The sequence below is a fragment of the Ruegeria sp. BHSA163 genome (assembly GCF_059613365.1).
In genome coordinates, this window is the sequence record NZ_JBXWSJ010000059.1 from 1 (window position 1) to 26,451 (window position 26,451).

The 26,451-nt window shown below is 54.3% G+C and carries 25 protein-coding genes and 2 pseudogenes; 18 read left to right on the forward strand and 9 right to left on the reverse strand.

Annotated features, from left to right (window positions below; genetic code table 11):
• From sucC to lpdA, 7 genes and pseudogenes are all read left to right on the forward strand, one after another.
• Positions 1-253: pseudogene (sucC, locus tag AC2FNV_RS19890) on the forward strand (succinate--CoA ligase subunit beta); the annotation flags it as partial.
• 79 nt (positions 254-332) lie between these two features.
• On the forward strand, positions 333-1,214 hold the full coding sequence (sucD, locus tag AC2FNV_RS19895) for a succinate--CoA ligase subunit alpha (RefSeq protein ID WP_170606000.1): 882 nt from the start codon (positions 333-335) through the stop codon (positions 1,212-1,214).
• Positions 1,215-1,254: 40 nt separating this feature from the next.
• Positions 1,255-1,797, forward strand: coding sequence for a DUF805 domain-containing protein (locus AC2FNV_RS19900; protein WP_170605998.1), 543 nt, complete (start codon positions 1,255-1,257; stop codon positions 1,795-1,797).
• Positions 1,794-4,751, forward strand: a complete 2,958-nt coding sequence (locus AC2FNV_RS19905; RefSeq protein WP_170605996.1) for a 2-oxoglutarate dehydrogenase E1 component — start codon at positions 1,794-1,796, stop codon at positions 4,749-4,751. Before AC2FNV_RS19900 ends, AC2FNV_RS19905 begins: the two co-directional genes overlap by 4 nt.
• Positions 4,752-4,754: 3 nt before the next feature.
• Positions 4,755-6,269, forward strand: coding sequence for a 2-oxoglutarate dehydrogenase complex dihydrolipoyllysine-residue succinyltransferase (gene odhB, locus AC2FNV_RS19910; protein WP_170610878.1), 1,515 nt, complete (start codon positions 4,755-4,757; stop codon positions 6,267-6,269).
• 2 nt (positions 6,270-6,271) lie between these two features.
• Positions 6,272-6,541, forward strand: coding sequence for a hypothetical protein (locus AC2FNV_RS19915; RefSeq protein WP_170474940.1), 270 nt, complete (start codon positions 6,272-6,274; stop codon positions 6,539-6,541).
• 70 nt (positions 6,542-6,611) lie between these two features.
• Positions 6,612-8,000, forward strand: coding sequence for a dihydrolipoyl dehydrogenase (lpdA, locus tag AC2FNV_RS19920; protein WP_170605992.1), 1,389 nt, complete (start codon positions 6,612-6,614; stop codon positions 7,998-8,000).
• A gap of 178 nt (positions 8,001-8,178) precedes the next feature.
• Here lpdA and AC2FNV_RS19925 read toward each other — a convergent pair whose 3' ends face one another.
• Complete coding sequence (locus tag AC2FNV_RS19925) at positions 8,179-8,766, reverse strand: TetR/AcrR family transcriptional regulator (RefSeq protein WP_170605989.1); 588 nt, start codon at positions 8,764-8,766, stop codon at positions 8,179-8,181.
• A 101-nt stretch (positions 8,767-8,867) separates the two neighbouring features.
• Here AC2FNV_RS19925 and AC2FNV_RS19930 point away from each other — a divergent pair, with 101 nt between their 5' ends.
• On the forward strand, positions 8,868-9,461 hold the full coding sequence (locus AC2FNV_RS19930) for an NAD(P)H-dependent oxidoreductase (protein ID WP_170605987.1): 594 nt from the start codon (positions 8,868-8,870) through the stop codon (positions 9,459-9,461).
• Positions 9,462-9,483: 22 nt separating this feature from the next.
• On the opposite strand, the gene AC2FNV_RS19935 is transcribed toward AC2FNV_RS19930, so the two are convergent.
• From AC2FNV_RS19935 to AC2FNV_RS19950, 4 genes are read right to left on the reverse strand one after another with little or no spacing between them, the layout of a single operon-like run.
• On the reverse strand, positions 9,484-10,089 hold the full coding sequence (locus tag AC2FNV_RS19935) for a pyridoxamine 5'-phosphate oxidase family protein (RefSeq protein ID WP_170605985.1): 606 nt from the start codon (positions 10,087-10,089) through the stop codon (positions 9,484-9,486).
• Complete coding sequence (locus AC2FNV_RS19940) at positions 10,076-10,816, reverse strand: lysophospholipid acyltransferase family protein (RefSeq protein ID WP_170605983.1); 741 nt, start codon at positions 10,814-10,816, stop codon at positions 10,076-10,078. The genes AC2FNV_RS19935 and AC2FNV_RS19940 overlap by 14 nt, the downstream gene beginning before the upstream one ends.
• Positions 10,816-11,715 (reverse strand): cell division protein FtsX, encoded by a 900-nt coding sequence (locus tag AC2FNV_RS19945; protein ID WP_170605981.1) that lies wholly within the window; start codon positions 11,713-11,715, stop codon positions 10,816-10,818. The genes AC2FNV_RS19940 and AC2FNV_RS19945 overlap by 1 nt, the downstream gene beginning before the upstream one ends.
• Positions 11,712-12,389 carry a cell division ATP-binding protein FtsE gene (locus tag AC2FNV_RS19950; RefSeq protein ID WP_170474922.1) on the reverse strand — a complete coding sequence of 226 codons (678 nt, stop codon included), beginning with the start codon at positions 12,387-12,389 and terminating at the stop codon, positions 11,712-11,714. The genes AC2FNV_RS19945 and AC2FNV_RS19950 overlap by 4 nt, the downstream gene beginning before the upstream one ends.
• Before the next feature lie 181 nt (positions 12,390-12,570).
• Here AC2FNV_RS19950 and AC2FNV_RS19955 point away from each other — a divergent pair, with 181 nt between their 5' ends.
• Positions 12,571-13,305: a zinc-ribbon domain-containing protein gene (locus AC2FNV_RS19955; RefSeq protein ID WP_170605979.1), complete on the forward strand. Its 735-nt coding sequence runs from the start codon at positions 12,571-12,573 to the stop codon at positions 13,303-13,305.
• 19 nt (positions 13,306-13,324) lie between these two features.
• On the opposite strand, the gene AC2FNV_RS19960 is transcribed toward AC2FNV_RS19955, so the two are convergent.
• The 4 genes from AC2FNV_RS19960 to argH all read right to left on the reverse strand — a co-directional run bounded on the left by AC2FNV_RS19960 (position 13,325) and on the right by argH (position 19,037).
• Complete coding sequence (locus tag AC2FNV_RS19960; protein ID WP_496774218.1) at positions 13,325-15,868, reverse strand: TIGR02302 family protein; 2,544 nt, start codon at positions 15,866-15,868, stop codon at positions 13,325-13,327.
• Positions 15,869-15,904: 36 nt separating this feature from the next.
• Positions 15,905-17,170 carry a diaminopimelate decarboxylase gene (gene lysA, locus AC2FNV_RS19965; protein WP_170605975.1) on the reverse strand — a complete coding sequence of 422 codons (1,266 nt, stop codon included), beginning with the start codon at positions 17,168-17,170 and terminating at the stop codon, positions 15,905-15,907.
• Between the two features lie 296 nt (positions 17,171-17,466).
• A complete protein-coding gene (locus AC2FNV_RS19970; protein WP_170605973.1) occupies positions 17,467-17,649 on the reverse strand; it encodes an argininosuccinate lyase in 183 nt (60 codons plus the stop codon).
• On the reverse strand, positions 17,649-19,037 hold the full coding sequence (gene argH / locus AC2FNV_RS19975) for an argininosuccinate lyase (RefSeq protein ID WP_170605971.1): 1,389 nt from the start codon (positions 19,035-19,037) through the stop codon (positions 17,649-17,651). Before argH ends, AC2FNV_RS19970 begins: the two co-directional genes overlap by 1 nt.
• Before the next feature lie 21 nt (positions 19,038-19,058).
• Here argH and AC2FNV_RS19980 point away from each other — a divergent pair, with 21 nt between their 5' ends.
• The 9 genes and pseudogenes from AC2FNV_RS19980 to AC2FNV_RS20020 all read left to right on the forward strand — a co-directional run.
• Positions 19,059-19,625 carry a TlpA disulfide reductase family protein gene (locus AC2FNV_RS19980; RefSeq protein ID WP_170605969.1) on the forward strand — a complete coding sequence of 189 codons (567 nt, stop codon included), beginning with the start codon at positions 19,059-19,061 and terminating at the stop codon, positions 19,623-19,625.
• A gap of 212 nt (positions 19,626-19,837) precedes the next feature.
• Positions 19,838-20,224 carry a hypothetical protein gene (locus AC2FNV_RS19985; RefSeq protein WP_170605967.1) on the forward strand — a complete coding sequence of 129 codons (387 nt, stop codon included), beginning with the start codon at positions 19,838-19,840 and terminating at the stop codon, positions 20,222-20,224.
• Positions 20,221-21,192 carry a sterol desaturase family protein gene (locus tag AC2FNV_RS19990; protein ID WP_170605964.1) on the forward strand — a complete coding sequence of 324 codons (972 nt, stop codon included), beginning with the start codon at positions 20,221-20,223 and terminating at the stop codon, positions 21,190-21,192. The genes AC2FNV_RS19985 and AC2FNV_RS19990 overlap by 4 nt, the downstream gene beginning before the upstream one ends.
• Positions 21,193-21,278: 86 nt before the next feature.
• The gene (locus tag AC2FNV_RS19995) at positions 21,279-21,470 is read left to right on the forward strand and encodes a hypothetical protein (protein ID WP_170605962.1); all 192 of its coding nucleotides are present in this window, start codon (positions 21,279-21,281) and stop codon (positions 21,468-21,470) included.
• Between the two features lie 114 nt (positions 21,471-21,584).
• A pseudogene (locus AC2FNV_RS20000) lies at positions 21,585-22,418 on the forward strand (EAL domain-containing protein).
• A gap of 193 nt (positions 22,419-22,611) precedes the next feature.
• Positions 22,612-23,787: an acetyl-CoA C-acetyltransferase gene (locus tag AC2FNV_RS20005; protein ID WP_170605960.1), complete on the forward strand. Its 1,176-nt coding sequence runs from the start codon at positions 22,612-22,614 to the stop codon at positions 23,785-23,787.
• 186 nt (positions 23,788-23,973) lie between these two features.
• Complete coding sequence (gene phbB, locus AC2FNV_RS20010) at positions 23,974-24,696, forward strand: acetoacetyl-CoA reductase (protein WP_170474893.1); 723 nt, start codon at positions 23,974-23,976, stop codon at positions 24,694-24,696.
• Positions 24,697-24,997: 301 nt separating this feature from the next.
• Positions 24,998-25,945, forward strand: coding sequence for a transcriptional regulator GcvA (locus tag AC2FNV_RS20015; RefSeq protein WP_170474891.1), 948 nt, complete (start codon positions 24,998-25,000; stop codon positions 25,943-25,945).
• The coding region (locus AC2FNV_RS20020; protein WP_496774223.1) for an EamA family transporter at positions 25,942-26,451 on the forward strand (510 nt) is incomplete at its 3' end. The genes AC2FNV_RS20015 and AC2FNV_RS20020, both read left to right, overlap by 4 nt.

Here is a 26,451-nt window from a genome sequence, read left to right on the forward strand (position 1 = left end):
CATTACCTCGGACCCGAACGTCAAAGGAATTCTGGTCAACATATTTGGCGGCATCATGCGCTGTGACGTCATCGCCGAGGGCGTAGTGGCTGCGGTGAAGGAAGTCGGCCTGAAGGTTCCGCTGGTCGTGCGTCTGGAAGGCACGAATGTCGAGAAAGGCAAAGAGATCATCAACACCTCTGGCCTGGACGTGATCGCAGCGGACAACCTGAAAGACGGCGCCGAGAAGATAGTTAAGGCGGTCAAAGGCTAATTCCATGAGGTAGGCCTCGGCCCACCTTTTTCGAAGAATTCTGGCTGGCCAATGCCAGCCTAAAACAGGAGAACGCCAAATGGCAGTCCTCATCGACGAAAATACCAAAGTGATCTGTCAGGGCTTTACCGGCTCGCAGGGCACATTCCACAGCGAACAGGCCATCGCTTATGGCACCAAGATGGTCGGCGGCGTGACCCCCGGTAAGGGTGGAATGACCCATCTTGATCTGCCTGTCTTCAACTCGGTCCACGAAGCCAAAGCCGTGACCCAAGCAAACGCCAGCGTGATCTATGTTCCGCCGCCGTTTGCCGCGGATTCGATCCTTGAGGCGATCGACGCCGAGATGGAAGTCATCGTCTGCATCACCGAAGGTATCCCGGTTCTGGACATGATGACGGTGAAGCGGGCGCTTGAGGGTTCGAAATCGCGACTTGTTGGCCCGAACTGTCCTGGTGTCATCACACCCGACGCATGCAAGATCGGCATTATGCCCGGTCACATCCACAAACGCGGCTCGGTTGGCGTTGTCTCGCGTTCGGGCACGTTGACTTATGAGGCAGTCAAGCAAACCACTGATGTCGGTTTGGGTCAGTCCACTTGTGTCGGTATCGGAGGCGATCCGATCAAAGGTACGGAACATATCGACGTGCTGGAATGGTTTCTGGCGGATGATGAGACTGAGTCAATAATCATGATCGGCGAGATTGGCGGTTCGGCCGAAGAAGAAGCCGCGCAGTTTCTGGCGGATGAGGCCAAGAAGGGCCGCAAGAAACCAACCGCTGGCTTCATTGCAGGTCGCACCGCACCTCCGGGCCGCAGAATGGGTCACGCGGGTGCAATTGTCGCCGGCGGTAAAGGTGGTGCCGAGGACAAGATCGAAGCAATGCGGTCGGCCGGCATTGTCGTAGCTGAAAGCCCTGCACAGCTGGGTGAGGCTGTACTTGAAGCAATCGGCTGACAGCGTCGTTATGATTGGTTAAATCGGGAGGAAGAAACACATGACTTTTAGCGACGCCGTTAAAACGTGTTTCTCGAAATTCCTTACGTTCTCGGGCCGTGCGTCGCGGCCCGAGTACTGGTTCTTTTTTCTATTTATCGTGATCTGGAACGTAATCGCAGGGATCATTGACTGGCAGTTTTTTACTCAGGTTACAACGGCCGAAGCCGATGGAGTTAAGTCAGTTTCGGCTACTTCCTCTCAACCGGTCCAATCCATCGCAGGCCTAATCGTCTTCTTCCCGCATCTGGCAGTCGCTTGGCGGCGCATGCATGACACTGGGCGCAGCGGTCTTTACGCCTTGCTGCCGATCCTACTGATAATTGGTGCATTTTCAGTCTTAATCTTTGGTATTGGTATCGCATCCAGCTTCCAACATGGTGGAACCATGGACATTCTTTTCACGCGCGCCACTCTGCTGATTGTTATTCCGACATTGCTAGTTTTATTTGTGTCACCCCTTTTGGTGCTTTGGTGGCTGACCCGACCCAGTCAGCCAGGCGCAAATCAATACGGTCCCAACCCACATGAGGTAGCCCAATGACCGAACATTCGCCCAACTCTGCCTTTCATGCTTCAAGCTTCATGCAGGGACACAATGCTGAGTATCTGGAACAGCTTTATGCCCAGTACACCAAAAACCCTGGAGCGGTGGACGCTGCCTGGGCCGAGTTTTTCAAGGCTATGGGCGATGCCTCACCGGACGTACAGAAAGAGGCCGAAGGCCCGTCGTGGGCGCGCAACGATTGGCCCCCGATGCCCTCAGACGACCTGACCGGAGCGCTTACTGGCGAATGGGCTGAGATCGATGCCAAAGCTGCTGGCAAGAAGATCAAAGAAAAGGCTGACGCCAAAGGCGTCGAAGTTAGTGAAGACCAAGTTAAACGCGCGGTGCTGGACAGCCTGCGGGCGCTGATGCTGATCCGGGCCTATCGCATTCGCGGCCATCTGGCCGCTGATTTGGACCCGCTTGGAATGCGCGCAGCCAGCACGCACCCCGAACTTGATCCCAAAACCTATGGCTTCACAGAAGCCGATATGGACCGGCCAATTTTCATCGATAATGTGCTGGGCCTTCAAATGGCCTCGATGCGGCAGATTGTCGAGATTGTAAAGCGCACCTATTGCGGCACATTTGCACTGCAATACATGCATATTTCAAACCCGGAAGAGGCCGCATGGCTCAAAGAGCGGATTGAGGGTTACGGCAAAGAAATCTCGTTCACTCGCGAAGGGCGCAAGGCAATTCTGAACAAGATGGTCGAAGCCGAAGGCTTCGAAAAGTTCCTGCATGTGAAGTATATGGGCACCAAGCGTTTCGGCCTGGACGGGGGTGAGGCCCTGATCCCAGCTATGGAACAGATTATCAAGCGGGGTGGTGCACTCGGCGTCAGCGACATCGTCATTGGTATGCCGCACCGAGGCCGTTTAAACATCCTCGCTAACGTTATGCGCAAGCCCTACCGGGCGATCTTTAACGAATTTCAGGGCGGCAGCTTTAAACCCGAAGACGTGGATGGATCTGGCGATGTAAAATACCACCTCGGTGCGTCAAGTGACCGCGAGTTCGACGGCAACAGCGTTCATCTTTCGCTGACAGCCAACCCCAGCCACCTTGAAGCTGTCAACCCCGTGGTATTGGGCAAAGTCCGCGCCAAGCAGGATCAGCTGAACGATACTGAACGCACAAGAGTGATGGGCATACTTTTGCATGGAGATGCAGCGTTTGCCGGTCAAGGTGTTGTAGCCGAAGGATTTGGCCTGTCAGGATTGCGCGGACATAAGACAGGCGGAACAATGCATATCGTGGTGAACAACCAAATCGGATTTACCACAGCGCCGCATTTCTCGCGCTCCAGCCCGTATCCAACGGATATCGCACTGATGGTCGAAGCTCCGATCTTCCACGTTAACGGGGACGACCCCGAAGCAGTGGTGCACGCGGCGAAGGTGGCAACAGAATTCCGTCAGAAATTTCACAAAGACGTGGTCATCGACATCTTTTGTTATCGACGGTTCGGTCATAACGAGGGCGACGAACCCATGTTCACCAATCCGATAATGTACAAAAAGATTAAGACGCATAAAACCACGCTGTCGCTGTACACAGAACGGTTGGTCAAGGACGGACTGATCCCAGAGGGTGAAATTGAGGACATGAAAGCCGCCTTTCAGGCGCATCTGAACGATGAGTTTGACGCCGGCAAGGATTACAAGCCCAACAAGGCAGACTGGCTTGACGGTCGGTGGTCGCACCTGGACAAAAACAAGGAAGAGTATGTGCGCGGCGAAACCGCGATTACGCCCGAGACTCTGGCCGAGGTCGGCGCAGCCTTAACCCATGCTCCGGACGACATTGCTGTTCACAAGACAGTTGCAAGGCTGCTTGATCACAAAAAACAAATGTTCGATTCTGGCAAAGGCTTCGATTGGGCAACTGGGGAAGCGCTGGCGTTTGGTTCATTGCTAACCGAAGGTTATCCGGTAAGACTGTCTGGCCAGGACGCAACGCGTGGTACGTTTAGCCAGCGACACTCGGGCTTTGTGCACCAGGAAACCGAAGAGCGGTATTATCCTCTAAATAACATTCGCGAGGGGCAGTCTCATTACGAAGTAATAGACTCGATGCTCAGCGAATATGCGGTCTTGGGGTTTGAGTATGGCTACTCTCTGGCGGAACCCAACGCGCTGACCTTGTGGGAAGCGCAATTCGGCGATTTCGCCAACGGTGCCCAAATCATGTTTGACCAGTTCATCAGCTCGGGTGAATCAAAGTGGCTTCGTATGTCCGGTTTGGTCTGCTTGCTGCCGCACGGATTCGAAGGCCAAGGGCCTGAACACTCGTCAGCTCGACTTGAACGGTTCCTGCAGATGTGCGGACAGGACAATTGGATTGTGGCGAATTGCACCACGCCAGCGAACTATTTCCATATCTTACGCAGGCAGTTGCACCGCACTTTCCGCAAACCTTTGATACTGGTTACGCCAAAGTCGCTGCTGCGTCACAAACTGGCCGTCAGCACGGCCCAGGAATTCACTACTGGTTCCAGTTTCCACCGGGTACTTTGGGATGACGCCCAACATGGAAATTCGGATACCAAGCTGGTGGCCGATGAAAAGATCAAACGCGTCGTGATGTGTTCTGGAAAGGTTTATTACGACCTTCTGGAAGAGCGGGATGCGCGCGGCATTGATGATGTCTATTTGCTTCGGATCGAGCAGTATTATCCCTTCCCGGCGCATTCTCTGATCAACGAGTTGAACCGCTTCAAAGGGGCGGAAATGGTCTGGTGTCAGGAAGAGCCAAAGAACCAAGGCGCATGGTCGTTTATTGAACCCAATATCGAGTGGGTCTTGACGCGCATCGGCGCTGATCACAAACGGCCGCGCTACGTCGGCCGCGCAACATCGGCCTCGCCCGCGACGGGTCTGGCTAGCCAACACAAAGCCCAACAAGAAGCGCTGGTGAACGAAGCGCTAAGCATTGAAGGAAAGTAAACGATGTCGATTGAAGTTCGTGTTCCCACGCTTGGCGAGTCGGTAACCGAAGCCACGGTTGCGACATGGTTCAAGAAACCTGGCGATGCAGTCGCTGTGGATGAGATGCTATGCGAGCTGGAAACAGACAAGGTGACGGTCGAAGTACCTTCGCCTGCAGCCGGAGTGATGGGCGAGATCGTCGCGGCAGAAGGTGAAACTGTTGGTGTCGACGCCCTTCTGGCAACCATTGTCGCTGGTGAAGGCGCGGCCCCTGAGCCTACCGCCGCTGCGCCTGCTCCGGCCACTACGCACGCCGCTTCGGGTGGCAGTATTGACGTGATGGTACCTACTCTGGGTGAATCGGTGACCGAGGCAACCGTGTCGACATGGTTCAAGCAAGTCGGTGACAGCGTCGCACAAGATGAAATGCTTTGTGAGTTGGAAACTGACAAAGTTTCGGTTGAGGTGCCCGCTCCGACATCGGGTGTTCTGGCCGAGATTGTTGCACCTGAAGGTGCAACGGTAGACGCTGCGGCAAGGCTTGCAGTGATTTCGGGCGCGGCTGCAGGAGCGGCTCCGGCATCAAAAGCTGCACCGACGACACCCGCTGCGACCGAGAGTTCTGGTAAAGACATTGCGAATGCGCCATCGGCTGAAAAAGCAATGGCAGAAGCGGGACTTTCTCCGGATCAAGTAAGCGGCACTGGGCGCGATGGGCGCATCATGAAAGAAGATGTGGCACGCGCGGTTGCGACCGCATCAGCACCAGCCCCCGCTGCGGAGGCTCCCGCCCCCGCCGCTCAAGCGCCGCGGGCCCCTGTCGCCGCCGAAGATGCATCACGTGAAGAGCGCGTGCGCATGACCCGACTGCGCCAAACAATCGCAAAACGCCTGAAGGACGCTCAAAACACCGCTGCCATCCTGACCACCTACAACGAAGTCGACATGACCGAAGTAATGGCCCTTCGAAGCCAGTACAAAGACCAGTTCGAAAAGAAGCACGGTGTGCGCCTGGGCTTTATGTCGTTTTTCACCAAGGCCTGCTGTCACGCACTGAAAGAAGTGCCCGAGGTGAATGCCGAGATCGACGGAACCGACATTGTCTACAAGAACTTCGTGCACATGGGCGTCGCCGCTGGTACACCGCAGGGTTTGGTTGTGCCCGTGATAAGGGACGCCGATAGCCTTTCGTTTGCTGAAATCGAAAAAGCAATTGCTGAAAAAGGCAAGCGCGCGCGCGACGGAAAACTGAGCATGGCAGAGATGCAGGGTGGGACCTTTACCATCTCGAACGGCGGGGTTTATGGCTCGTTAATGTCTTCGCCAATCCTCAACCCGCCGCAGTCAGGTATTCTTGGCATGCACAAAATTCAGGAGCGCCCAATGGTCATCAACGGAGAAATCAAGATTCGCCCGATGATGTATCTGGCCTTGTCTTATGATCACCGGATCGTAGACGGCAAAGGCGCCGTGACCTTTCTGGTCCGAGTTAAAGAGGCGTTAGAAGACCCACGTCGCCTGCTGATGGACCTCTAGCCATGACCACGCATGTTTTATGGCAGGCGGACGTGGCGGACTTTGATGTCTGGTTGAGTGTTTTTCGTGATGACAAACCGATGCGCGAAGCAGCCGGTATTCGTGATCTTAAAATATGGCGCGACCCTGACCAGCACGACCACGCGATAGCATTGTTCGAAATAACCGATCTGGAAAAGGCCCGGGATTTCTTTGAATCCGAAGAACTCGCTATGCACCTTGAACGCGGCGGGGTCGCGCATATCAAGATCAAAGTGCTCACGCCTGTGTAAAGCCAAACAAGTTCCCAAATTTGGGTCACCTTTCTAACAACACGCCCCGCGCGACTTAGGAGAAACAAAAATGGCAAACTATGACGTCATCGTAATCGGCTCGGGGCCTGGCGGCTATGTATGCGCTATCCGATGCGCTCAACTGGGTCTGAAAACCGCCTGTGTCGAAGGGCGTGAGACTTTGGGCGGCACCTGCCTGAACGTAGGTTGCATCCCGTCCAAAGCTTTGCTGCACGCTAGCCATAGTTTGCACGAGGCCGAGCATAACTTTGCCAAGATGGGTCTTAAGGGTAAAAGCCCCTCGGTCGATTGGAAACAAATGCAGGCCTATAAAGACGAAGTAATCGAGGGCAACACCAAGGGCATCGAATTCCTTTTCAAAAAGAACAAGATCGACTGGCTGAAGGGGTGGGGCTCGATCCCGGCGCCAGGGCAGGTAAAGGTGGGTGACGAGGTGCATACGGCCAAGAACATCATCATAGCGACTGGGTCCGAGCCGTCTTCTCTGCCGGGGGTCGAGGTTGACGAAAAAGTGGTCGTGACTTCTACCGGGGCTCTTTCGCTGAACAAAATACCGAAAAAGATGATTGTCATCGGTGCCGGTGTCATCGGGTTGGAACTGGGATCAGTGTACCAGCGGTTGGGTGCCGAGGTGACGGTTATCGAATTCCTCGATGTCATTACCCCGGGCATGGACCCCGAAGTACAAAAAACCTTCCAACGCATTCTCAAAAAACAGGGCCTTAAATTCGTCATGGGTGCGGCCGTTCAAAAAACCGAAGCAACCAAGACCAAAGCGAAAGTCACCTATAAATTGCGCAAAGACGATAGCGAGCACGTGATTGAGGCTGACACCGTACTGGTTGCCACCGGGCGTAAACCGTTCGCCGATGGGCTGGGCCTAGAGGCATTGGGTGTCGAGATGACCCCGCGTGGGCAAATCAAGGTCGGCGCCGATTGGCAAACTAATGTGTCCGGTATTTTTGCGATCGGCGACGTAATTGAAGGTCCCATGCTGGCGCATAAGGCTGAAGACGAAGGAATGGCCGCTGCCGAACAAGTCGCGGGCAAGCATGGGCATGTGAACTATGGAGTCATTCCGGGCGTAATTTACACTTGGCCAGAGGTCGCTAACGTCGGCGAAACCGAAGACACACTCAAGGAACAGGGCCGCGCTTACAAGGTCGGCAAATTCATGTTCATGGGCAACGGCCGCGCAAAAGCGAATTTTGCGGCGGATGGATTTGTCAAAATCCTGGCGGATAAAGAAACGGATCGGATACTGGGCGCTCATATTATCGGCCCGGCGGCAGGGGATCTTATTCATGAGGTTTGCGTAGCGATGGAATTTGGCGCTTCCGCCGAAGATCTGGCTCTTACCTGCCATGCTCACCCGACCTATTCCGAAGCAGTCCGAGAGGCAGCGCTTGCCTGCGGTGACGGACCAATTCACAGCTAAGATTGGAAGGGCCGGACGAGACACAGGTGGGCGATTAACCCGCCTTTCGTCGCCGACGGATAAGCTGCTTTTAGCTGTCAAATTGTCGAATTCAGACTTAACGCGCCGTGCCTTAAATTCTGCTGGTACCCGATACTTACAAAGCTTAAGGCTGGCTCGGTTTGCGCACGGTCAGTTACTAGGTTTTCTGGACGATCGGGTTCAACCAGGCGTTCAGATAAACCTCCAACCTGTCCCTAAAACTTTGCGACTCATGCAAGGCACAATATTTTAGCGACATCGACTGAAGCGCAAAGGCTTGGACGCCCTCCGCAAGTAAATCAGCGGACACATCTCCACGCACTTCCGCAGATTCCAGCCAAACAGCAGTCATCCTGACATAGCGTTCAAAGCACATCGCGATAGGTCCGATCTCGGCAATTGCCGTGGCACCAGAATACCGGATAATCAGATCAAACACGTATCGTTCAGAAGTCATAAATGAATGAATAGGTTCAAGTGCATCGATAATTTCCAGCGCGGTTTTGGGCACTAAGCCCTTTTCAACCTGATCGAAGCAAGCCACGAGCTTTTGCCCTATTAGAATTTCCATCAATTCGTCTTTGTCGCGAAAATGTGCAAAAAACGTACCTTTGGCGACACCAGCCGCCTGAACTACTTCATCGACACGCAAAGCCTCGTATCCATTCTTTTCAATAACTGCTTCTGCAGCCGCAAATAAGCGGGCTCGTGTCTTTAGAGTTCTCTTTTGAATTGTCTTTTGCATTTGGTTTGATTGCACGTTTTTTGACCGTGGTCAAATTTTTTATTGACCGTGGTCATTTTTTGATTCTATAAATTGACCGTGGTCAAATTTAGGAGAACCCGATGCAACCCAAGAAGATCCTGATACTCGATGGACATCCCGGCGAAACCAGCCTGTCCAGAACTTTTGCACAAACCTACGCTGATGCAGCGCGTAAAAAGGGGCATGAAATCCGTTTGATTCATCTTAATGATCTGCAGTTCGACCACGACTTCGGTCAGGGCAATTACCATGAATTCAAACCACTGGAACCCGTTCTAGAACAGGTTTTGCAAGACTTTGAGTGGAGTGAACATCTTGTGCTAACGACGCCAATGTGGTGGGGCGGCCTGCCAGCAAAGCTTAAAGGACTGATCGATCGCATGTTCATTCCTGGACGCACATTTGATACCCGCAACACAACGAAAATCGGGTTTCCCGCCCCAATGTTAACAGGCAGAACCGCTCGGGTCATTTTGACCTCGGACACGCCGGGGTGGTTCATGCGCCTGATCTATCGCCAAGCCTTGATCCGCCAGGTTCGAGATCAGATTCTTGGTTTCGTTGGCTTCAAACCAACCCGTTTTACTTATTTCGCAGGAGCCAGCTATCCAAAACCCGGGAATGTCGACCGTTGGGTGGAAAAAGTAGCCAAGATTGGCGCGGCCGCCGTTTAATGGCAGTAGTTGTCGACTTATGTTACCACATCGTTTTGGCGGCGCGTTCACCCCATTCCTGATCGTATTGCGCGCCGCCTTCTTCACCCTCTGTAATTTCCGCCAAAATTTCACCTACTGTCGGCAAAGACGAGCTTTCATCACCTCTTGTCCAGATTCCGGCTCGTATCAATGCACGCGCGCATTGCGAATAGACCTCGGCGATTTTTACTACGATCACGGTGGAAGGGCGTCTCCCGCGTTTCTCAAATCGCTCTCTTAATATCTCATCTGCCGTCAGCTGAGCTGTGCCGTTCACCCTAACAACGTTGTTCGAACCGGGCACAAAAAACATTAGAGATACGCGCCCTTCGCGAACGATATTCCGCAGACTGTCCAACCGATTGTTGCCGCGCCAGTCAGGCAAAGCCAGAGTTCCTGGGTCCAGTTCCAACACAACTGGACCATCGTCGCCACGCGGACTACCGTCGACGCCTTCAGGTCCAACGGTGCTCAGAACGCAAAGGCGCGACGCGCTTATCCAATCACGATAGAGCGGAGTCAGCCGACGGGTCACTTTGCGCAAGGATGCAGAGCCCGGTTCACCGTAAAGCGCTTCAAGTTGCGTAATATTTTCAATGAATTCCATCAGGGTCAAATCCAACTTCTCGCATCAAAGCATCCGAGCGCATTTCGATGACCTCTTCCAGCCGTCCAAGAAATTCGTTGCGGGCTACGCCGGGTTCGATTGGGTCCAAAAAATCGACAATCGCAAGTCCCGGTTTGCGCAAGATACCTGTTCGGGGCCAAAAGACGCCTGCGTTTGTGGCAACCGGAATACAAGTAAAACCAAGCCCTTCGTACAATATTGCTGTTCCAACTTTGTAAGGTTTGTGGACGCCCGGCGCGACCCGAGTGCCTTGAGGGTAGATGACCAGCTGTCCAGGTTCATTGAACTCTTTTGCAACGTCTTTGACCATCTTCGCCACCGCGGCGCCTTTCTTACCGCGATTCACTGGAATACATCCTAAACGCCGCGCATATAAGCCGATTATCGGCGTCCACAATAATTCTCGTTTCATAATGAACTTGCCGTGCGGAACGGCGTCAAAAATTACGATAATATCAAGAAAGGACTGGTGCTTTGCCCCAACAACAACCTCGCCTGTAGGCACAACTCCGCGCACTTCCGACCGGATGCCAACCATCCAACGTGCCAGCCACAAAGTCGTTCGTGCATACGTCTTGCAGGCCATAAGAGCGCCACGCTTGGCGAACAGTGCATAAGGCGCAAAGAAAAGGCCAAGGATCAGCATCCAAGCATAAATAGTGATCATAAAGATCAGCGATCGCACCCATTGAACGACCATTGTCATTACGACAGCTCCTTCAACTTTCGGCGAGCGGCAGACCATGTTGCGACAAAGGCAACACAGGCGCCCAATAACGGGATCAACGCCGGCGACAGCCACCCAATTCCCTGAAACCCGAGACCCGTCAAAAAACCGCCCTCCTCCGAAGCCTCAGGTAATAACAGAACTCCGCTCATGCCCAGCAGAGTACCTACCACAGCACCAAAAAACGCACGAAAAGTGAAGCGTCTGACGAACGCACCTACGATGAACCGGTCTTTTGCACCAACCTGGCGCAGAACTTCGACAATCTGGGCATTGGCCGCCAGCGACGCGTTGGCCGCCAGTGTGATCATCGCGGCGGTAGCTCCTCCGATCAGCAAGATCGAAACCCAGCCCAACCGCCGAAGCGAATTTGCCGCGGTCACAAGCGGCTCGCGCCACCGCGAATGGTCGTCTAAAACAGCGCCGGGAACTTCGGCCCCAAGACGCAATCGCAGGCCCACTGCGTCCAGCCCGGGATCACCTTCCGTTATCTCAATTAGCTGTGGCACAGGCAATGTGTCCAACGGCAGATCCGGTCCAAACCACGGCGACAGCAAAGCCACTTGCTCTTCTGCGGTCAGTACACGTGCTGAAGCCACGCCAGGTGTTTGTCGCAGAACAACAAGTGCAGTCTCGGTCTGGGCCGCAAGTTGTTCGACTGGCGCGTTGATACGAAGTGTTGCCGCACCAGCCAGCTCCGACGCCCAGCGCTCTGCCAATCGTCCGGCGGCCAACGACAAAGCCAAGGCAAAAACGGCCAAAAACGCCATTGCACCCGAAACAAAAAGGGTCAGTTGCGCGGTAAATCCCGTGGGTGGAACAACACGATCGGCACGTCCGTCGCGCCGCAGCAGGTCTCGAACACCTTCACCGATCATAGGTCTGCCCCCGCGAGCTGTAGCTGCCGGTGGGAAATCCTAAGAACGCGGGCCTGTACCTGGCTTTTGGCAGCGCGAATCAGACCCAGGTCGTGGGTAGCAATCAGGATTGTTTTTCCCATTCGGTTCAGTTCAATCAGCAAGTGAAGAAGACGTTGAGACATTTCCCAGTCGACATTCCCAGTGGGTTCGTCCGCCAGCACCAGATCAGGTGATAAAATTACCGCACGCGCAAGTGCCGCGCGCTGCCTTTCGCCTCCAGACAACTCGGGTGGAAGCGCTTGAAGGCGGGAGCCAAGCCCGACCCAGTTCAAAAGCTCGGTAAGGTTTTCCTGTTCCGTCTCTGCGGTGCTCCCTGATACCGTCAAAGGTAACGCGACATTTTCTGCCACGGTCATATGATCCAGAAAGCGGCAATCTTGATGCACAATGCCTATCCGGCGTCGAAGCAATGCCATCTGATCACGATCCAAACTGGAAATGTCTTCCCCAAATGCGCTGAGACGACCCGAGTTTGGCAGCAATGCGCCATAACACAGCTTGAGCAAAGTGGTTTTACCCGCTCCGGATGGTCCCGTTAGAAAATGAAACGAACCGGGCTGCAGCTGTAACGAAACATCGCTCAGCAGCTCGCCGCCGCCATAACTGTAGCTGACATCTTCCAGCTCGATCACGCCTGTCCCCTTTATTATTCAGCCTCTCTTGCCCCAGAGAGGCAGCACTTTCAATGCCTCAGACAGTCCAATTGGCGACACTTAGCCCGCTAAACCGAAAACACGCTTTGCTGTTGAGCCTTAACGGAATATCATTGCAACAAAAATTTTGAACAGGCCGGCAGTCAGGCCAGGAGGCAGAATGAGACTCACATGTCCGAATTGTAGCGCTCAATACGAAGTGCCGGACGACGTCATCCCCGAAAATGGGCGTGACGTGCAATGTTCGAATTGCGAGCATACTTGGTTTCAGGCCAAGAATCAGGAAACTACCGACACACCAGAGCCGGTACAGCCGCCCCCCGCGAAGCCGGAACCGGAACCTGAACAGGTAAGTCCCACTGCGCAGACGGAAGCAGATACCGAAGATGATGCGATAGAGCCGGAAACAACCGTTGCCAGCTCGGGGAACGTGGATCCCGCAATCGCTGGCATCCTAAAGGAAGAAGCGGCTCGAGAATCCAAGTTGCGCGCCCAGGAAGGCACCAGTCTTGAAAGCCAACCAGACCTGGCGTTAGACCAACCTGATGAACCCAAAGTCAAACCTGCAAGACCGGCCGCTACAGCGACCTCTGAAGATGCAGGTCAGAAAGATGCGCTGCCCGATGTCCAGGCGATCAATACAGGATTGCAAAGCGATGACGTCAGCAAAAAGTCTGAAGACGTGCCAACAGCACAACGCAAATCGGGGGGGTTCCTGAGAGGTTTTGCGTTGATTCTGATTATAGGCGTGATCCTGTACTTGGTATACAGCAACGCCAACCAGATCGGCGCGGCCGTGCCTCAGGCTTATCCCGTCTTGAAATCTTATGTGTCATTGGTTGATCAAGCCCGGCTATGGCTTGAAACGCAAGCTGGCGGAGCGGTACAGAATTAACCTGTGCCGCTTGCGCAGATCAAAACCGCTCTAACAGGCGCTTAAGGTATTCAAGTTCGATCTGTGGTCGGTCCGTTTCACCGGTACGGCGCCGGATTTCATCTAACAGCTCACGAGCGCGGCGGTATACGTCTTCGCCCTGCAACAGGTTTTCTTCGGTTGAAATCGATCCGCCGGTTCCTTGATTTCGGCCAAGGGGATCACGGTTGTTGGCCTGCATGTCTCCGTCTTGGGTACCTTGACCAGGCTGGTTTTGCTGGTTTTGCGCCAATGCTTCGCCCAATGACCGCATTCCTTCGCGCAAAGCCTCCATCGCTTCGGATTGCCTGTCGATGGCTTCGGCTAAATCGTCGCCGCGAAGGGCGTCTTCGGCCTCATCCATGGCCCGGCCTGCCCGATCCAGCGCTTCTCGCGCGGCGTCGCCCTCGGGCGTTCCAGATCCGGGCAAACCCTGTTGCTGTCGGCTCAATTCGTCTCGAAGGGCCTGCTGACGATCAGCCAGCGTTCCCTGACCCTGCTGGCCTTCGCCGGCTTGATCAGTTCCCTGACCCTGTCCGCCCTGCCCTTCGTGGCTCTGGCCACGGCCCTGACCGCCAGATCTGCCTTCGTTGCCTTGGCTTTCGCCAGCTTGCGCGCCCGGATTAAACTGTTCTTGCAGATCCCGGAATGCTTGATCACTAAGACCCTGTTGTTCGCGCAAGGTTTCGGCAAGTCCTTCCATTGCCTGCTGGCCTTCAGGCTGACCACCCTGCCCCTGACCCTGCGTTACCCGCATGTTTTCCATCATCTGTTGGAACTCTTCCAGCGCTTGCTGCGCCTCAGCCATACGGCCCTGCTCCATCAGCTCTTGGATGCGGTCCATCATCTCCTGCAGATCATTCTGGGTCATCTGCATCGTTTCGCCGTTTTGACCCTGCTGCCGCTCGCCACCTTCACCGTTTTCCTGTGCAAGACGTTGCAGTTGCTGCAAATAATCCTGAGTCGCCTCACGCAACTCCTGCATCAGTTCAGCGATCTCTTCATCGCTGGCACCGTTTTGCATAGCCTCGGTCAGACGTTCCTGTGCTCGCCGCATACGTTCCAAAGCGTCCGCCAGAGTGCCATCTTCTATGAGAACGGCAAGATCCCACAAAGCTTGTGCAATTTCCTCTTGTTGTTTGGGTTTCAGGCCGTAGGCGTTGAAAGTCTCAAGCCGTCTAAGCGTGACGCGAAGACGAAGATACGCAGTGTCAGACCGAAACAAGTTTTCGGGCTTGTGCGACACCGCCCGCAAAACCTGCGCTACACGGGTCGCATTCGACCGGGTCCACAGCAGGTCACGACGTTGCTCGATCACTGCGGCTGCCAGCGGATCGAAAAAACGGCGGGCAGGCAAAGCCGTCTGAAACGGCTCGGAATAAGAACGTTGATCGGCTGCGTCTTGAGCCATCAGTGAAATTGTGACCGGTAAATGCGCCCAAGGGTGTTCCGAAAAGTCTTCGATCAGATCTTCAGTGAAATCAGCGCGGTCACCCGTGATGGGCATAGGCAATTCCACCTCGATTATTTCTCGCGGCTCGGGCTCTGTTGACAAACCGAAACGTCTGTCAACCGACGCTAGGTCCAACTCGATTACGGCCGCCCCGGACACCACGCCATAGTCATCGCTGGCCGAAAAGGGCAGTTTCATCTGACCTCCAGCTTCAGCTTCGGCCGCGCCAGATACCGAAATAATAGGGGCCTCGTCCGAAATGACATCCAACACCCAGTCACGCCCAGCGGGGCCTTCGATGGTCATTTGACCAGACCACTCCGCGACAAAGTCCTGCTCGGGATCGGTTGCAAGCTCGGCGCCAGCGGTCGAGGTGGTCTCTGTCAGGCTATGTGCGCCGACCTCACCGTAGAACCGTAGTGTGATCCGGCTGCCCTGAGGCACTGACAGTGTCGGGTCCTTCTGATCCGCCAGATAAAGCGTCGGCAACCCGGTGTATCGTGGCGGTTCAACCCACCCCTCCCACGTCGGTCCCTGGCCTGCCGACGCAGTGCCGGGGGTCATGTCTGCAACTGAACCAATTCGCCAAAAGGATCCAAACAGTGTCGCTATCACAAGCGCAAGCAAAGCCGCATATCGCAGAGCGTAGGGGTCACGCGATGCAATCCTTAGGTCAGGTTTAACCGGCTCGGCCAAAGCGGCTCTTTCCCCCATCCGAACCTGATGTGCACGCCACAAGGCAACCGAGTCTGCATCCATCGCTCCGATTGCCTGGTCATCCATCAAGGCTTGGATCGGGCGCCCCGGAAGGGTTTCATCAAGTCTTATCAAAGCTTCGGCGCGATTAGGTATGCGGAATCGCCGCAAGCCAAATACCGTTGTGCCAGCTAGAACAATCAGCACCACCGCACCAATTATCCATACGGTTTCGACGCCCACCATGTCCTGAAGCCCCAGCATTAGAGCCGCAAGAATCACCATTAGAACAGACAAGAAGGGCCAGAAGGCGCGCCACGCTCTTTCGGCCAACATCCCGGCATGTGTCAGCCAAAGCGACAATCGTGGAATAGGCAGGTTTGGTCTATTGCTCAAAACGGGCCTCCTGATCGGCCCGACGCGATCACTGCGTCAAAGCCACGAGGGTATGGTATCGCGGTTTATGATTTCGTCAAAGCTTGGCCGTTCACGAATAACTGCAAATTGATCCCCGTTAACCAGAACCTCGGGTATCAGAGGGCGGGTATTGTATTCGCTTGACATTACTGCACCATATGCGCCCGCGCTACGGAATGCGATCAGATCACCAGCGACCAAAGGAGGCATGTTGCGTTCTTTGGCAAATGTGTCGCCAGTTTCGCAAACGGGGCCAACTATATCATAAGGTTGCTGCTCAACACCCGGATCGGGTTCCTTTACAGCGACAATATCATGGTGAGCCTCGTACATGGCCGGTCGAATCAGATCATTCATAGCACCGTCCAAAATAAGGAAGTCTCGTCCCTCACCAGATTTGACATAAATGACCTTGCTGACCATTAAACCGGCGTTGCCCGCGATCAAACGGCCCGGTTCAATCTCGATCTCACAACCCAGATGGCCCACGGTTCTTTTGATCAATGCACCGTACTCAATGGGAAGCGGCGGTGCTTCATTGGACCGGGTATAGGGTATTCCCAAACCACCCCCAAGATCGAGGCGCCGGATGGTGTGCCCCTCGCTACGCAGCCGCTCGGTCAGCTCGGCCACCTTGGCATAGGCCATTTCGAATGGCTCTAACTCTGTCAATTGCGAGCCGATATGGACATCAATCCCAATAACTTCCAGACCCGAAAGGCTTGCGGCATGAGCATAGACGTCTGATGCACGAGATATGGGAATTCCAAACTTATTCTCGGATTTTCCGGTCGCGATTTTAGCGTGCGTTTTGGCGTCGACGTCGGGGTTTACACGCACAGTGATCGGCGCGACGACACCTAACGCCAGAGCAACCGAATTGATGACTTCCATCTCAGGCTCGGACTCGACGTTGAACTGCCGGATACCTCCGGTCAGCGCCGTGCGGATCTCGTCCGCAGTTTTTCCGACGCCGGAAAACACAATCCTTTCGCCCGGTACACCGGCAGCCTTGGCGCGCAAATATTCCCCGCCCGATACAACATCCATACCCGCGCCTGCCTGCGCCAGTGTTTTCAGTATCGCCTGATTGCTGGCAGCCTTCATGGCATAGCAAACAAGGTGATCGGTTCCCTCAAGCGCATCATCAAACAGTTTGAAATGGCGCAACAGCGTGGCCGTCGAATACACATAGAAAGGCGTTCCGACCGCGGCAGCGATTTCGGAAATTGGGACGTCCTCGGCGTAAAGCGCGCCGTCGCGGTAGAGAAAATGATCCATGCCTGCGCGCTTAGACCAAAAACTGCGTAGGGATCAAATGATTCCGCGCAATTGCACACATGCCTAGAACGTTGTCGACGCGCCGGCCCGCGCGTAGCCAGATACCGAAACCCCGGACCCACTGCGTTCATCTGCCGTTTCCTGCCGCGGAGATTGAGTCGGATCACAGGCAGCGAGGACAACAAAGCAAAGCATTACGCACACGGTCTTCATCAAATCCTCATCAATGCGGGAACCCACTGGATTTTTAAGTTACGCTAAAATAGCAGCGATCAAGCCATTTCAATAAATTTGGTTCAAAGCCCCAGATATACGCCTAACCCGCCGCGCTGCAGGCCGATACCACCGCCGATATGCACCCCGCTGGTGCCAACACCAACGTTTGCGCTCATGGTGGGCTGCGTGGGCTCTCCATCCGCACCACACCCGCTGAGGACAAGACCAGCCGCGATCAGAAGGATTACACTCAGTATTCGCATCACACCTGCGCCTTCCATCGTTTAATTTGGGCACGCACCTGATCAGGGGCCGTACCTCCGTAGGACTGTCGCGAGTGTACAGAATTCTCGACTGTAAGCACAGAGTAGACATCATCTGTAATTTCCGACTTAACAGACTGCATGTCTTCCAGCGTCAGGTCGGGCAGGTCGCAGCCTTTTTTTTCGGCTATTGCCACTAGTGAGCCTGTCACATGATGGGCATCGCGGAACGGCAGCCCCAAAACACGTACCAACCAATCTGCGAGATCGGTGGCGGTTGAAAAACCCGAACCTGCAGCTGAGGCGAGGCTTTCACGGTTGGCGGTCATGTCTTTGACCATTCCTTCCATAGCCGCCAAAGCCAGCATCCAGTTGTCCGCCGCGTCAAACACCTGTTCCTTGTCTTCCTGCATGTCCTTGGAATAGGCGAGCGGCAGGCCCTTCATCACCATCATCAACGCGGTATTGGCACCAAATATCCGACCAACTTTGGCGCGGATCAGCTCGGCCGCGTCAGGATTTTTCTTTTGTGGCATGATAGATGAGCCTGTGGAAAACCTGTCGGACAAGGTGACAAAGCGGACCTGGGCTGACGACCAGATCACCAGCTCTTCGGCAAACCGGGACAAATGAACGGCACAAATTGAGGCGGTAGATAGAAATTCCAACGCAAAATCCCTATCGCTGACGGCGTCCAGAGAGTTCGCCGCAGGGCGATCAAAACTCAGCGCTTCGGCGGTCATTTGGCGATCAATCGGGAAGGAAGTTCCCGCCAATGCGGCCGCGCCCAAAGGCGATTCATTCATACGGGAACGCGCGTCGCGAACGCGAGACAGGTCGCGGCCAAACATCTCGACATAGGCCATCATGTGGTGGCCCCATGTGACCGGTTGCGCGGTTTGCAGGTGGGTAAAGCCGGGCATAACCCAATCTGCGCCGGCCTCAGCTTGCGCCAAAAGTGCCCGGATCAAAGCAAGCAAACCACTTTCTGCCGCGTCTAGCTGATCGCGCACCCAGAGTTTGAAGTCGGTTGCCACCTGATCGTTTCTGGACCGACCGGTGTGCAATCGACCGGCTGGGTCGCCAATGATCTCTTTCAGGCGCGCTTCGACATTCATATGTATGTCTTCAAGCGCGGTTGAAAATTTGAATTCTCCGCGTTCAATTTCTGACAATACGGTGAGCAGCCCTTCCCGAATGGCCTGAGCATCACTATCAGTTATCACGCCTGTAGCCGCAAGCATGGCGGCGTGGGCGCGCGAGCCTGCGATGTCTTGGGCCGCCATCCGCTGATCGAACCCGATCGAGGCATTGATCGCCTCCATTATCGCGTCTGGACCAGCGGCAAAGCGGCCGCCCCACATCTGGTTCGAGGTTTGGTCGGTCATGTTGGAAAACCCGGAGTTAATATGCGCCTTGTTAGTCTGATCCCCCTTTATATGGCCCTCGCGCTGGGTGCAAACACGGCTTTGGCTGCTGATCCGGCAACGATCGAGGCTTTGCGCGAGGACAGCATGAAACGGCTGATCGTGCATAAGGAGCCCAAGGAAGCAAAAACAATCGAGTTTCAGCTCGAAGATGACGGGGGCGTAGGTACTCTGGAAGACTTTCGTGGCAAATACTTACTGGTGAACTTTTGGGCCACTTGGTGCGCGCCTTGCCGTGTGGAGATGCCACAGATCGCCGAACTTCAAGAAGAGTTTGGGGGCGAAAAATTTCAGGTTCTGACATTGGCGACCGGCCGCAATAACCCAGCGGGCATCAAGAAATTCTTTGCAGAAAACGGAATAGACAATCTGCCACGTCATCAAGATCCACGCCAGGCGGCCGCACGCGAGTTCGGCATCGTCGCCTTACCAATAACGGTTATATTGAATCCGGAAGGTCAGGAAATAGCCCGTATGATAGGCGACGCCGAGTGGAATTCAGAAAGCGCCAAAGCGATAATCTCTGCCTTGGTCAATGGCGCAAGCTGACTTGAACAAAGATTTCATAATTTGTTTGTGCGTGAGAATAAGCCTCGATTCCGCGTCGGCATGAATGCGCGGGACACGGCAATGCGCCATAGCTCGAAAAATTCTGGGCAGGCATGGTCAACGATAGTGGCCAGCCAACGGCAACAAGCCTGACGCCACGCTACCTTTGACACAAACCCGTCCCATCTGCACTCTGTCGCCGGGAGGGCAGCATGCCACTTGAAATATTGTTGGTTTTGGTGGTTGTCGGCATTTCCGGAATAGGACTGATGTTGCACCTGACCGGGCGTTCGCGGATGCGCGTTCTTACACATGACTTAGCTTGGCAGGACTGGCTTCGCCATTTTCCCGACGATGATGTAGTTGATGTTACCGTTTCACATGATGGCCATTTTGCTTTGATCCGAACAACAGAAGTTGCCGGGCTATTATGGTCGTTCGGCGCTGACACCGCAGCCAGGCACTTGCTTGATTTTGATTGGCTCGAACATCCGGAAGGTTTCGAGATTCTGTTTCATGATTTCAGCATCCCCCGCGTAATTGTCCGTCTTGACGAAACCGAGCGCCGCCACTGGCGACACTTATTGGACCCCGTATGACAGAGCAGGTGAGTTTCCCAGATGCAGTACAATGGGCTGTCCCGTTTTTTATTGCCGCCATTCTGGCTGAGTTTGTTTGGATCGCAATCAAGGGTCGAGGCGGCCGTTACGAGACACGAGATGCACTGACATCGCTGATTATGGGCGCAGGCAATATTGCATCGGGGTTTCTGTTGGGCTTTATCGCTTACGCGTTTTTCATGTGGCTATGGCAGATTACTCCTCTGGATCTAGGAACTTCCGTCCCCGTAATTTTCATATGCTTTGTGCTGGATGACTTGCGTTACTATTGGGTGCATCGATTTGGGCATCGCATCCGCTGGGTCTGGGCTAGTCACGTGAACCACCACAGTTCGCAGCATTACAACCTGACGACAGCGCTGCGGCAGACATGGACCTATACGTTCACCTTCATGATGGTCGTGCGTGCGCCATTGATTTTACTGGGTTTTCATCCAGCTATGGTTCTCTTTGTTGGCGGTCTGAATCTGATTTATCAATTTTGGATCCACACAGAAGCAATCAGGAAAATGCCTCGCTGGTTCGAAGCAGTAATGAACACACCCAGTCACCACCGTGTGCATCACGGGCGCAACGCGCGTTATCTGGACTGCAATTATGCTGGGGTTTTCATTATCTGGGATAAGTTGTTTGGCACTTTTGTGCCCGAACAAGAAAGCGACAAGGTGGATTATGGGTTGGTACACAACATCGGCACCTTTAACCCGCTACGCGTGGCCTTTCACGAATGGGTGAGTATCTGGCGCGACGCGACTCAATCTGGATTGAGCTTGCGTCAGCGTCTGGCTTATTGCTTTGCGCCACCCGGATACAGTCATGACGGAAGCCGAAATAATTCCAATCAGATCAAGGCCAAGCATCTGGCCCGGCACCCCGAAGATCATGGTACCCCAGGATTCGAAGGGTTCAGCGCAAGCCGACAAAATGGTCTTGCGGACAGGTCATAAGTCGCCGATTTAAAAAATTAAACCTTGAAAACCGCTGGATTGCCGCCACATCGCACAAGTGTTTCAATATCGAGCGACCAGAACTCATGATGCGCCTGACAATAACCGCAACCGCGATAGGCCTTTTAGGCTTGGTAACAGCTATGCTCGCTGCACTCAGCCCGGAAATACCAGCAGCGATCCTGAGCTTGGGGTTCGGATTGGCGCTGGTGGGCTTTCTTGGTTCGGTGATCGGGGCGATTATCGCCATGGGTCGTGCTTGGCAATCTTCGCGCTAGAGAAACTTTTCCTGACAAAGGAAGTTTGTAAGTTTCATTAACTTCAAATTCATAAGTTTGCCCCGACATTGTGCTGGATGCCATTCCAGATATGCACAGAAATATGGTGCACGCATGCGGGACAAAAAACTCTCTGATTTGCCGGAAGGTTTGGACAGCCCTTTGAATGCTGCCGTCACTTCACGAGACCAATCGGTGCTGAACATGGCGACCGATGCGGTCAAACACAAGCAATGTAAACTTGCGTTTCAGCCCGTAATGCAAGCGAGGGTTCCACACAATGTAGCCTTCTACGAAGCGTTTATACGGGTTTTGGACGAAACCGGACGCGTCATTCCGGCCAGAGAATTCATGCCGCAAATCGAAAACACCCCTATTGGCCGTGACATAGATTGTATTGCGCTGGAAATGGGCCTTAGAACCCTACGGCAAAACCCTTGAATTCGCTTGTCCATAAACATGTCCGCGCGTTCGATAGGGTATACGCGCTGGTCTCGCATTTTGGACCGTTCCCTCAAAAAGGACCGCAGTCTAGGCGAAAGGCTTATTCTGGAAATCTCTGAAAGCTCTGCGATGCTGGTACCCGAATTGGTTATGGACTTCATGGATCGCCAGCAAGAACGAGGGATTGCATTTGCGTTGGACGACTTTGGCGCCAGCAATTTCAGCTTTCGACACTTTCGTGAGTTTCTGTTTGACGCGGCTAAGATCGACGGACAGTTCATTCGTGGCATAAATGAAAATCCAGACAATCAGGCGCTGGTGAGAGCATTAATTGCAGTCGCACGGGAGTTCGAAATCCTTGTGACTGCCGAATCGGTTGAAAGCAAAGCAGACGCCGAATTTCTGGTTGCAAACGGTGTGGATTGCCTACAGGGTTTTTTGTTCGGCGCGCCGTCTGTCACACCACCGTGGGCACCAGAAAATACGGTCAAAACGGCTGTTTAGACTGAAACCTTAGGTGCGGTATTGCGCCGAACTTGACGCTGAGACAAGGTGTCCATTGCTGCATATGCAGCATTGAGGTATGCCAGAGCCCACTAGGGCGGGGGATCACAAGGCGCTTTTGTTTTTTAAAGAGAGGCCTGTCATCCGAACATTCAGATCTCCTGCTGGACCATGACGGTAAAGGATTGACTATATGACGAACGTAGTAATCGCATCCGCAGCACGCACAGGTGTCGGCAGTTTCGGTGGTTCATTTGCGAACACCCCTGCACACGATCTGGGCGCTGCCGTCCTTGAAGCGGTAGTCGACCGCGCAGGGGTCGAAAAAGGCGAGGTAAGCGAAACCATCATGGGCCAGGTCCTTACAGCCGCCCAAGGTCAAAACCCCGCACGACAGGCGCACATCAATGCCGGACTGCCACAGGAAAGCGCTGCGTGGGGCATCAATCAGGTTTGCGGTTCGGGATTGCGAGCCGTGGCTTTGGGTGCCCAGCACATCCAACTGGGCGATGCCGATATTGTCTGCGCCGGAGGACAGGAAAACATGACCTTGTCGCCTCATGCCGCAGCCCTTCGCGCCGGCCACAAGATGGGTGACATGAAATACATCGACACGATGATACGCGACGGCTTGTGGGATGCCTTCAACGGTTATCACATGGGCCAAACGGCTGAAAACGTTGCCGAAAAGTGGCAGATCAGCCGCGACATGCAGGATGAATTCGCCGTCGCATCGCAGAACAAAGCCGAAGCGGCCCAGAACGCTGGCAAGTTCGCCGATGAAATCGTGCCCTTCACCATCAAGACCCGCAAGGGCGACATCGTGATGGACAAGGACGAATACATCCGCCATGGCGCGACCATGGAGGCGATGGCCAAACTGCGTCCGGCCTTCACCAAAGACGGATCGGTCACTGCGGCAAACGCTTCGGGCCTAAATGACGGTGCAGCGGCAACCCTGCTGATGTCGTCGGAAAATGCCGAAAAACGCGGCATCGAGCCTCTGGCCCGTATTGCGTCCTACGCGACCGCTGGCTTGGATCCGTCGATCATGGGCGTCGGCCCGATCTACGCCTCGCGCAAGGCGCTTGAAAAGGCGGGCTGGTCGGTTGACGATCTGGATCTGGTCGAGGCCAATGAAGCCTTTGCCGCACAGGCCTGCGCCGTGAACAAGGACATGGGCTGGGATCCGTCGATCGTGAATGTGAACGGCGGCGCGATTGCCATCGGTCACCCGATCGGGGCCTCGGGCTGCCGCGTTCTGAACACGCTTCTGTTCGAAATGAAACGCCGTGACGCCAAGAAGGGTCTTGCAACACTGTGCATCGGCGGTGGCATGGGCGTTGCCCTGTGCGTGGAGCGCGACTAAGTGCTTTGACAAGCGAACAAAAAGGGCGTCCGTTGGGCGCCCTTTTTTGTTACAACTGGGGCTTACCCCGAAGATGCGACAAAATCGCCGAGCGGAAACACTGAAACAGACACGAAACGATATTGCGCGATAATCTCACTCAGAGTAACAGAATTACCAAGATGACTAAATTTGGAGGAATCCTGAATGGCACGTACAGCACTCGTAACCGGCGGTTCCCGCGGTATTGGCGCAGCAATTTCCAAAGCGCTAAAAGCCGAAGGATACAATGTTGCAGCCACCTATGCAGGCAATGACGAAGCGGCCGCGAAATTTACCGAAGAAACTGGAATTAAGACCTACAAATGGAACGTTGCCGATTATGATGACTCCAAAGCGGGCATCGAAAAGGTCGAAGCTGAAGTGGGACCGATCGACATCGTTGTCGCCAACGCTGGTATAACGCGCGATGCGCCGTTCCACAAAATGACGCCAGAGCAGTGGCATCAGGTAATCGACACCAATCTGACCGGTGTATTCAATACTGTACACCCTGTGTGGCCGGGAATGCGTGAACGCAAATTCGGCCGCGTAATTGTCATTAGCTCGATCAACGGTCAAAAAGGCCAGTTTGCCCAAGTAAACTATGCCGCTACCAAGGCAGGCGATCTGGGTATTGTCAAATCACTGGCACAAGAGGGCGCGCGTGCAGGCATCACAGCCAATGCAATCTGTCCCGGTTACATCGCCACTGAGATGGTGATGGCCGTTCCAGAGAAGGTGCGCGAGGCCATTATCGGCCAAATCCCTGCTGGTCGTCTGGGTGAGCCGGAGGAAATCGCGCGTTGCGTTACGTTCCTGGCTTCGGAAGATTCACAGTTCATAAATGGATCGACTATTTCGGCCAACGGTGCACAGTTCTTCGTCTGATGCAGAGCGCTGGGACTAAAACGGGCCGACCTATTTGGGTCGGCCCGAAATGTATCCCGTAAGAACGCGCGCGCTGCGTTCAGCGGGAACCGAGAATCCATTTAACAACATTCCTGACAAATTTTCCGCGCTCGGAATGGGCGCGCTGAAAGGCGCGTTGAACTGAAAGATCGGTTGCAATCTCAATCATGGTAGCCTCTTTATCAGATTAGTTTCATTTGACTTACCCAGATGATGGCCGTTATTTCTAAGCATTACAAACGAGGAATTTGAATAGTTCAGATAAGGAAAACTAAATTGAATGAGTGACCGCCTGCCCCCTTTAACTGCGTTGCGTGCCTTTGATGCAGCCGCGAGGCATATGTCTTTTGCCAAAGCAGCAGAGGAGCTGCACGTAACCCCTGCAGCGTTGTCCTTTCAAATTAAGTCACTGGAAGAGCATCTGGGCCACCCTTTGTTTCGACGCATGAACCGTGCTGTTGAATTGACTGAAGCAGGTAAAACTTTGGCGCCGGGGGCAGCCGAAGGCTTTGTCACCTTGCAAACTGCTTGGCAGGCGACACGGCGTCTGCAAGACACTACCAGCCTGACAGTCACTGCTGGTCCGGCTTTGACCGCAAAGTGGCTCGCACCCCGTCTCTATGACTTTGCCCGCGCCTACCCGGAAATCGACCTGAAGTTTTCCGCCACTTTGCGCAACATGGACTTGCACAGGGACGACGTGGATATCGCGATCCGGTTTGGGTACGGGGACGACGAAGACCTATATTCTGTTCCGGTTCGGCAAGAGTGGCTGACACCTGTTATGACGCCCGAACTGGCTGAGAAGTTTGCGACAGCGCAATCCCTAAGGGACGCTCCGCTCATCCACGATGATTCTATTGGGTTTCTCGACCCACCGTGTGATTGGCCTGCATGGTTTCGTGCGGTTGGTATTGATTTCACACCAAGGCACGGGGCGCATTTTTCAAATGCGGACCATGCCATTGATGCGGCAGTTGCCGGCGTTGGAATTGCACTGGGTCGACGTGCAATGATCATAAAAGACCTTTCCGAAGGTCGCCTAGTTGCTCCGTTTAAAACGGCGATTGAAACGCAGGCTCGGTTTCGCTTCTTGTGTTTGCCAGGTGCGGAAACGCGGCCACAAATTTCCGCCTTTCGGGATTGGTTTTTATCGGAGATTGAAAAGACCGCTCATATCTCAGATGACTTCGAAATCATTCCGGTGGAAAAGGTTGCAATCAAATGACAAGAATGGGCGCGACGGCGGTTGGTTTTGTGGCCGTTCTGCTGTGGTCACTGTTGGCCTTGTTTACAGTCGGTTCGGCACCCACGCCCCCATTGTTGCTAAACGCGATCTGTTTTTCGATTGGCGGCAGCTTGGGTTTGATCTGGGTTTTCGCGACGGGTGCTCTGACGCAATTACTTCAGATCCCCTGGAAGACTTATCTTTTTGGCGCTGTTGGATTGTTCGGATATCACGCGCTGTATTTTTCCGCGCTTCGCATGGCGCCTGCGGCCGAGGCTGGACTGATCGCATATCTCTGGCCGCTGCTTATCGTTTTGTTCTCTGGCTTGCTCCCGGGTGAAAACCTGCGGTTGGGCCATTTGTTTGGCGCATGCCTTGGGTTTGCGGGGGCGGCAGTAATTATTGGGGGTGGAGGCGGCACAGGTTTTCAAGCGCAATACCTGCCTGGTTATGCGTTGGCTCTGTTGTGCGCGTTGACTTGGTCGGGATATTCGGTGTTGTCACGA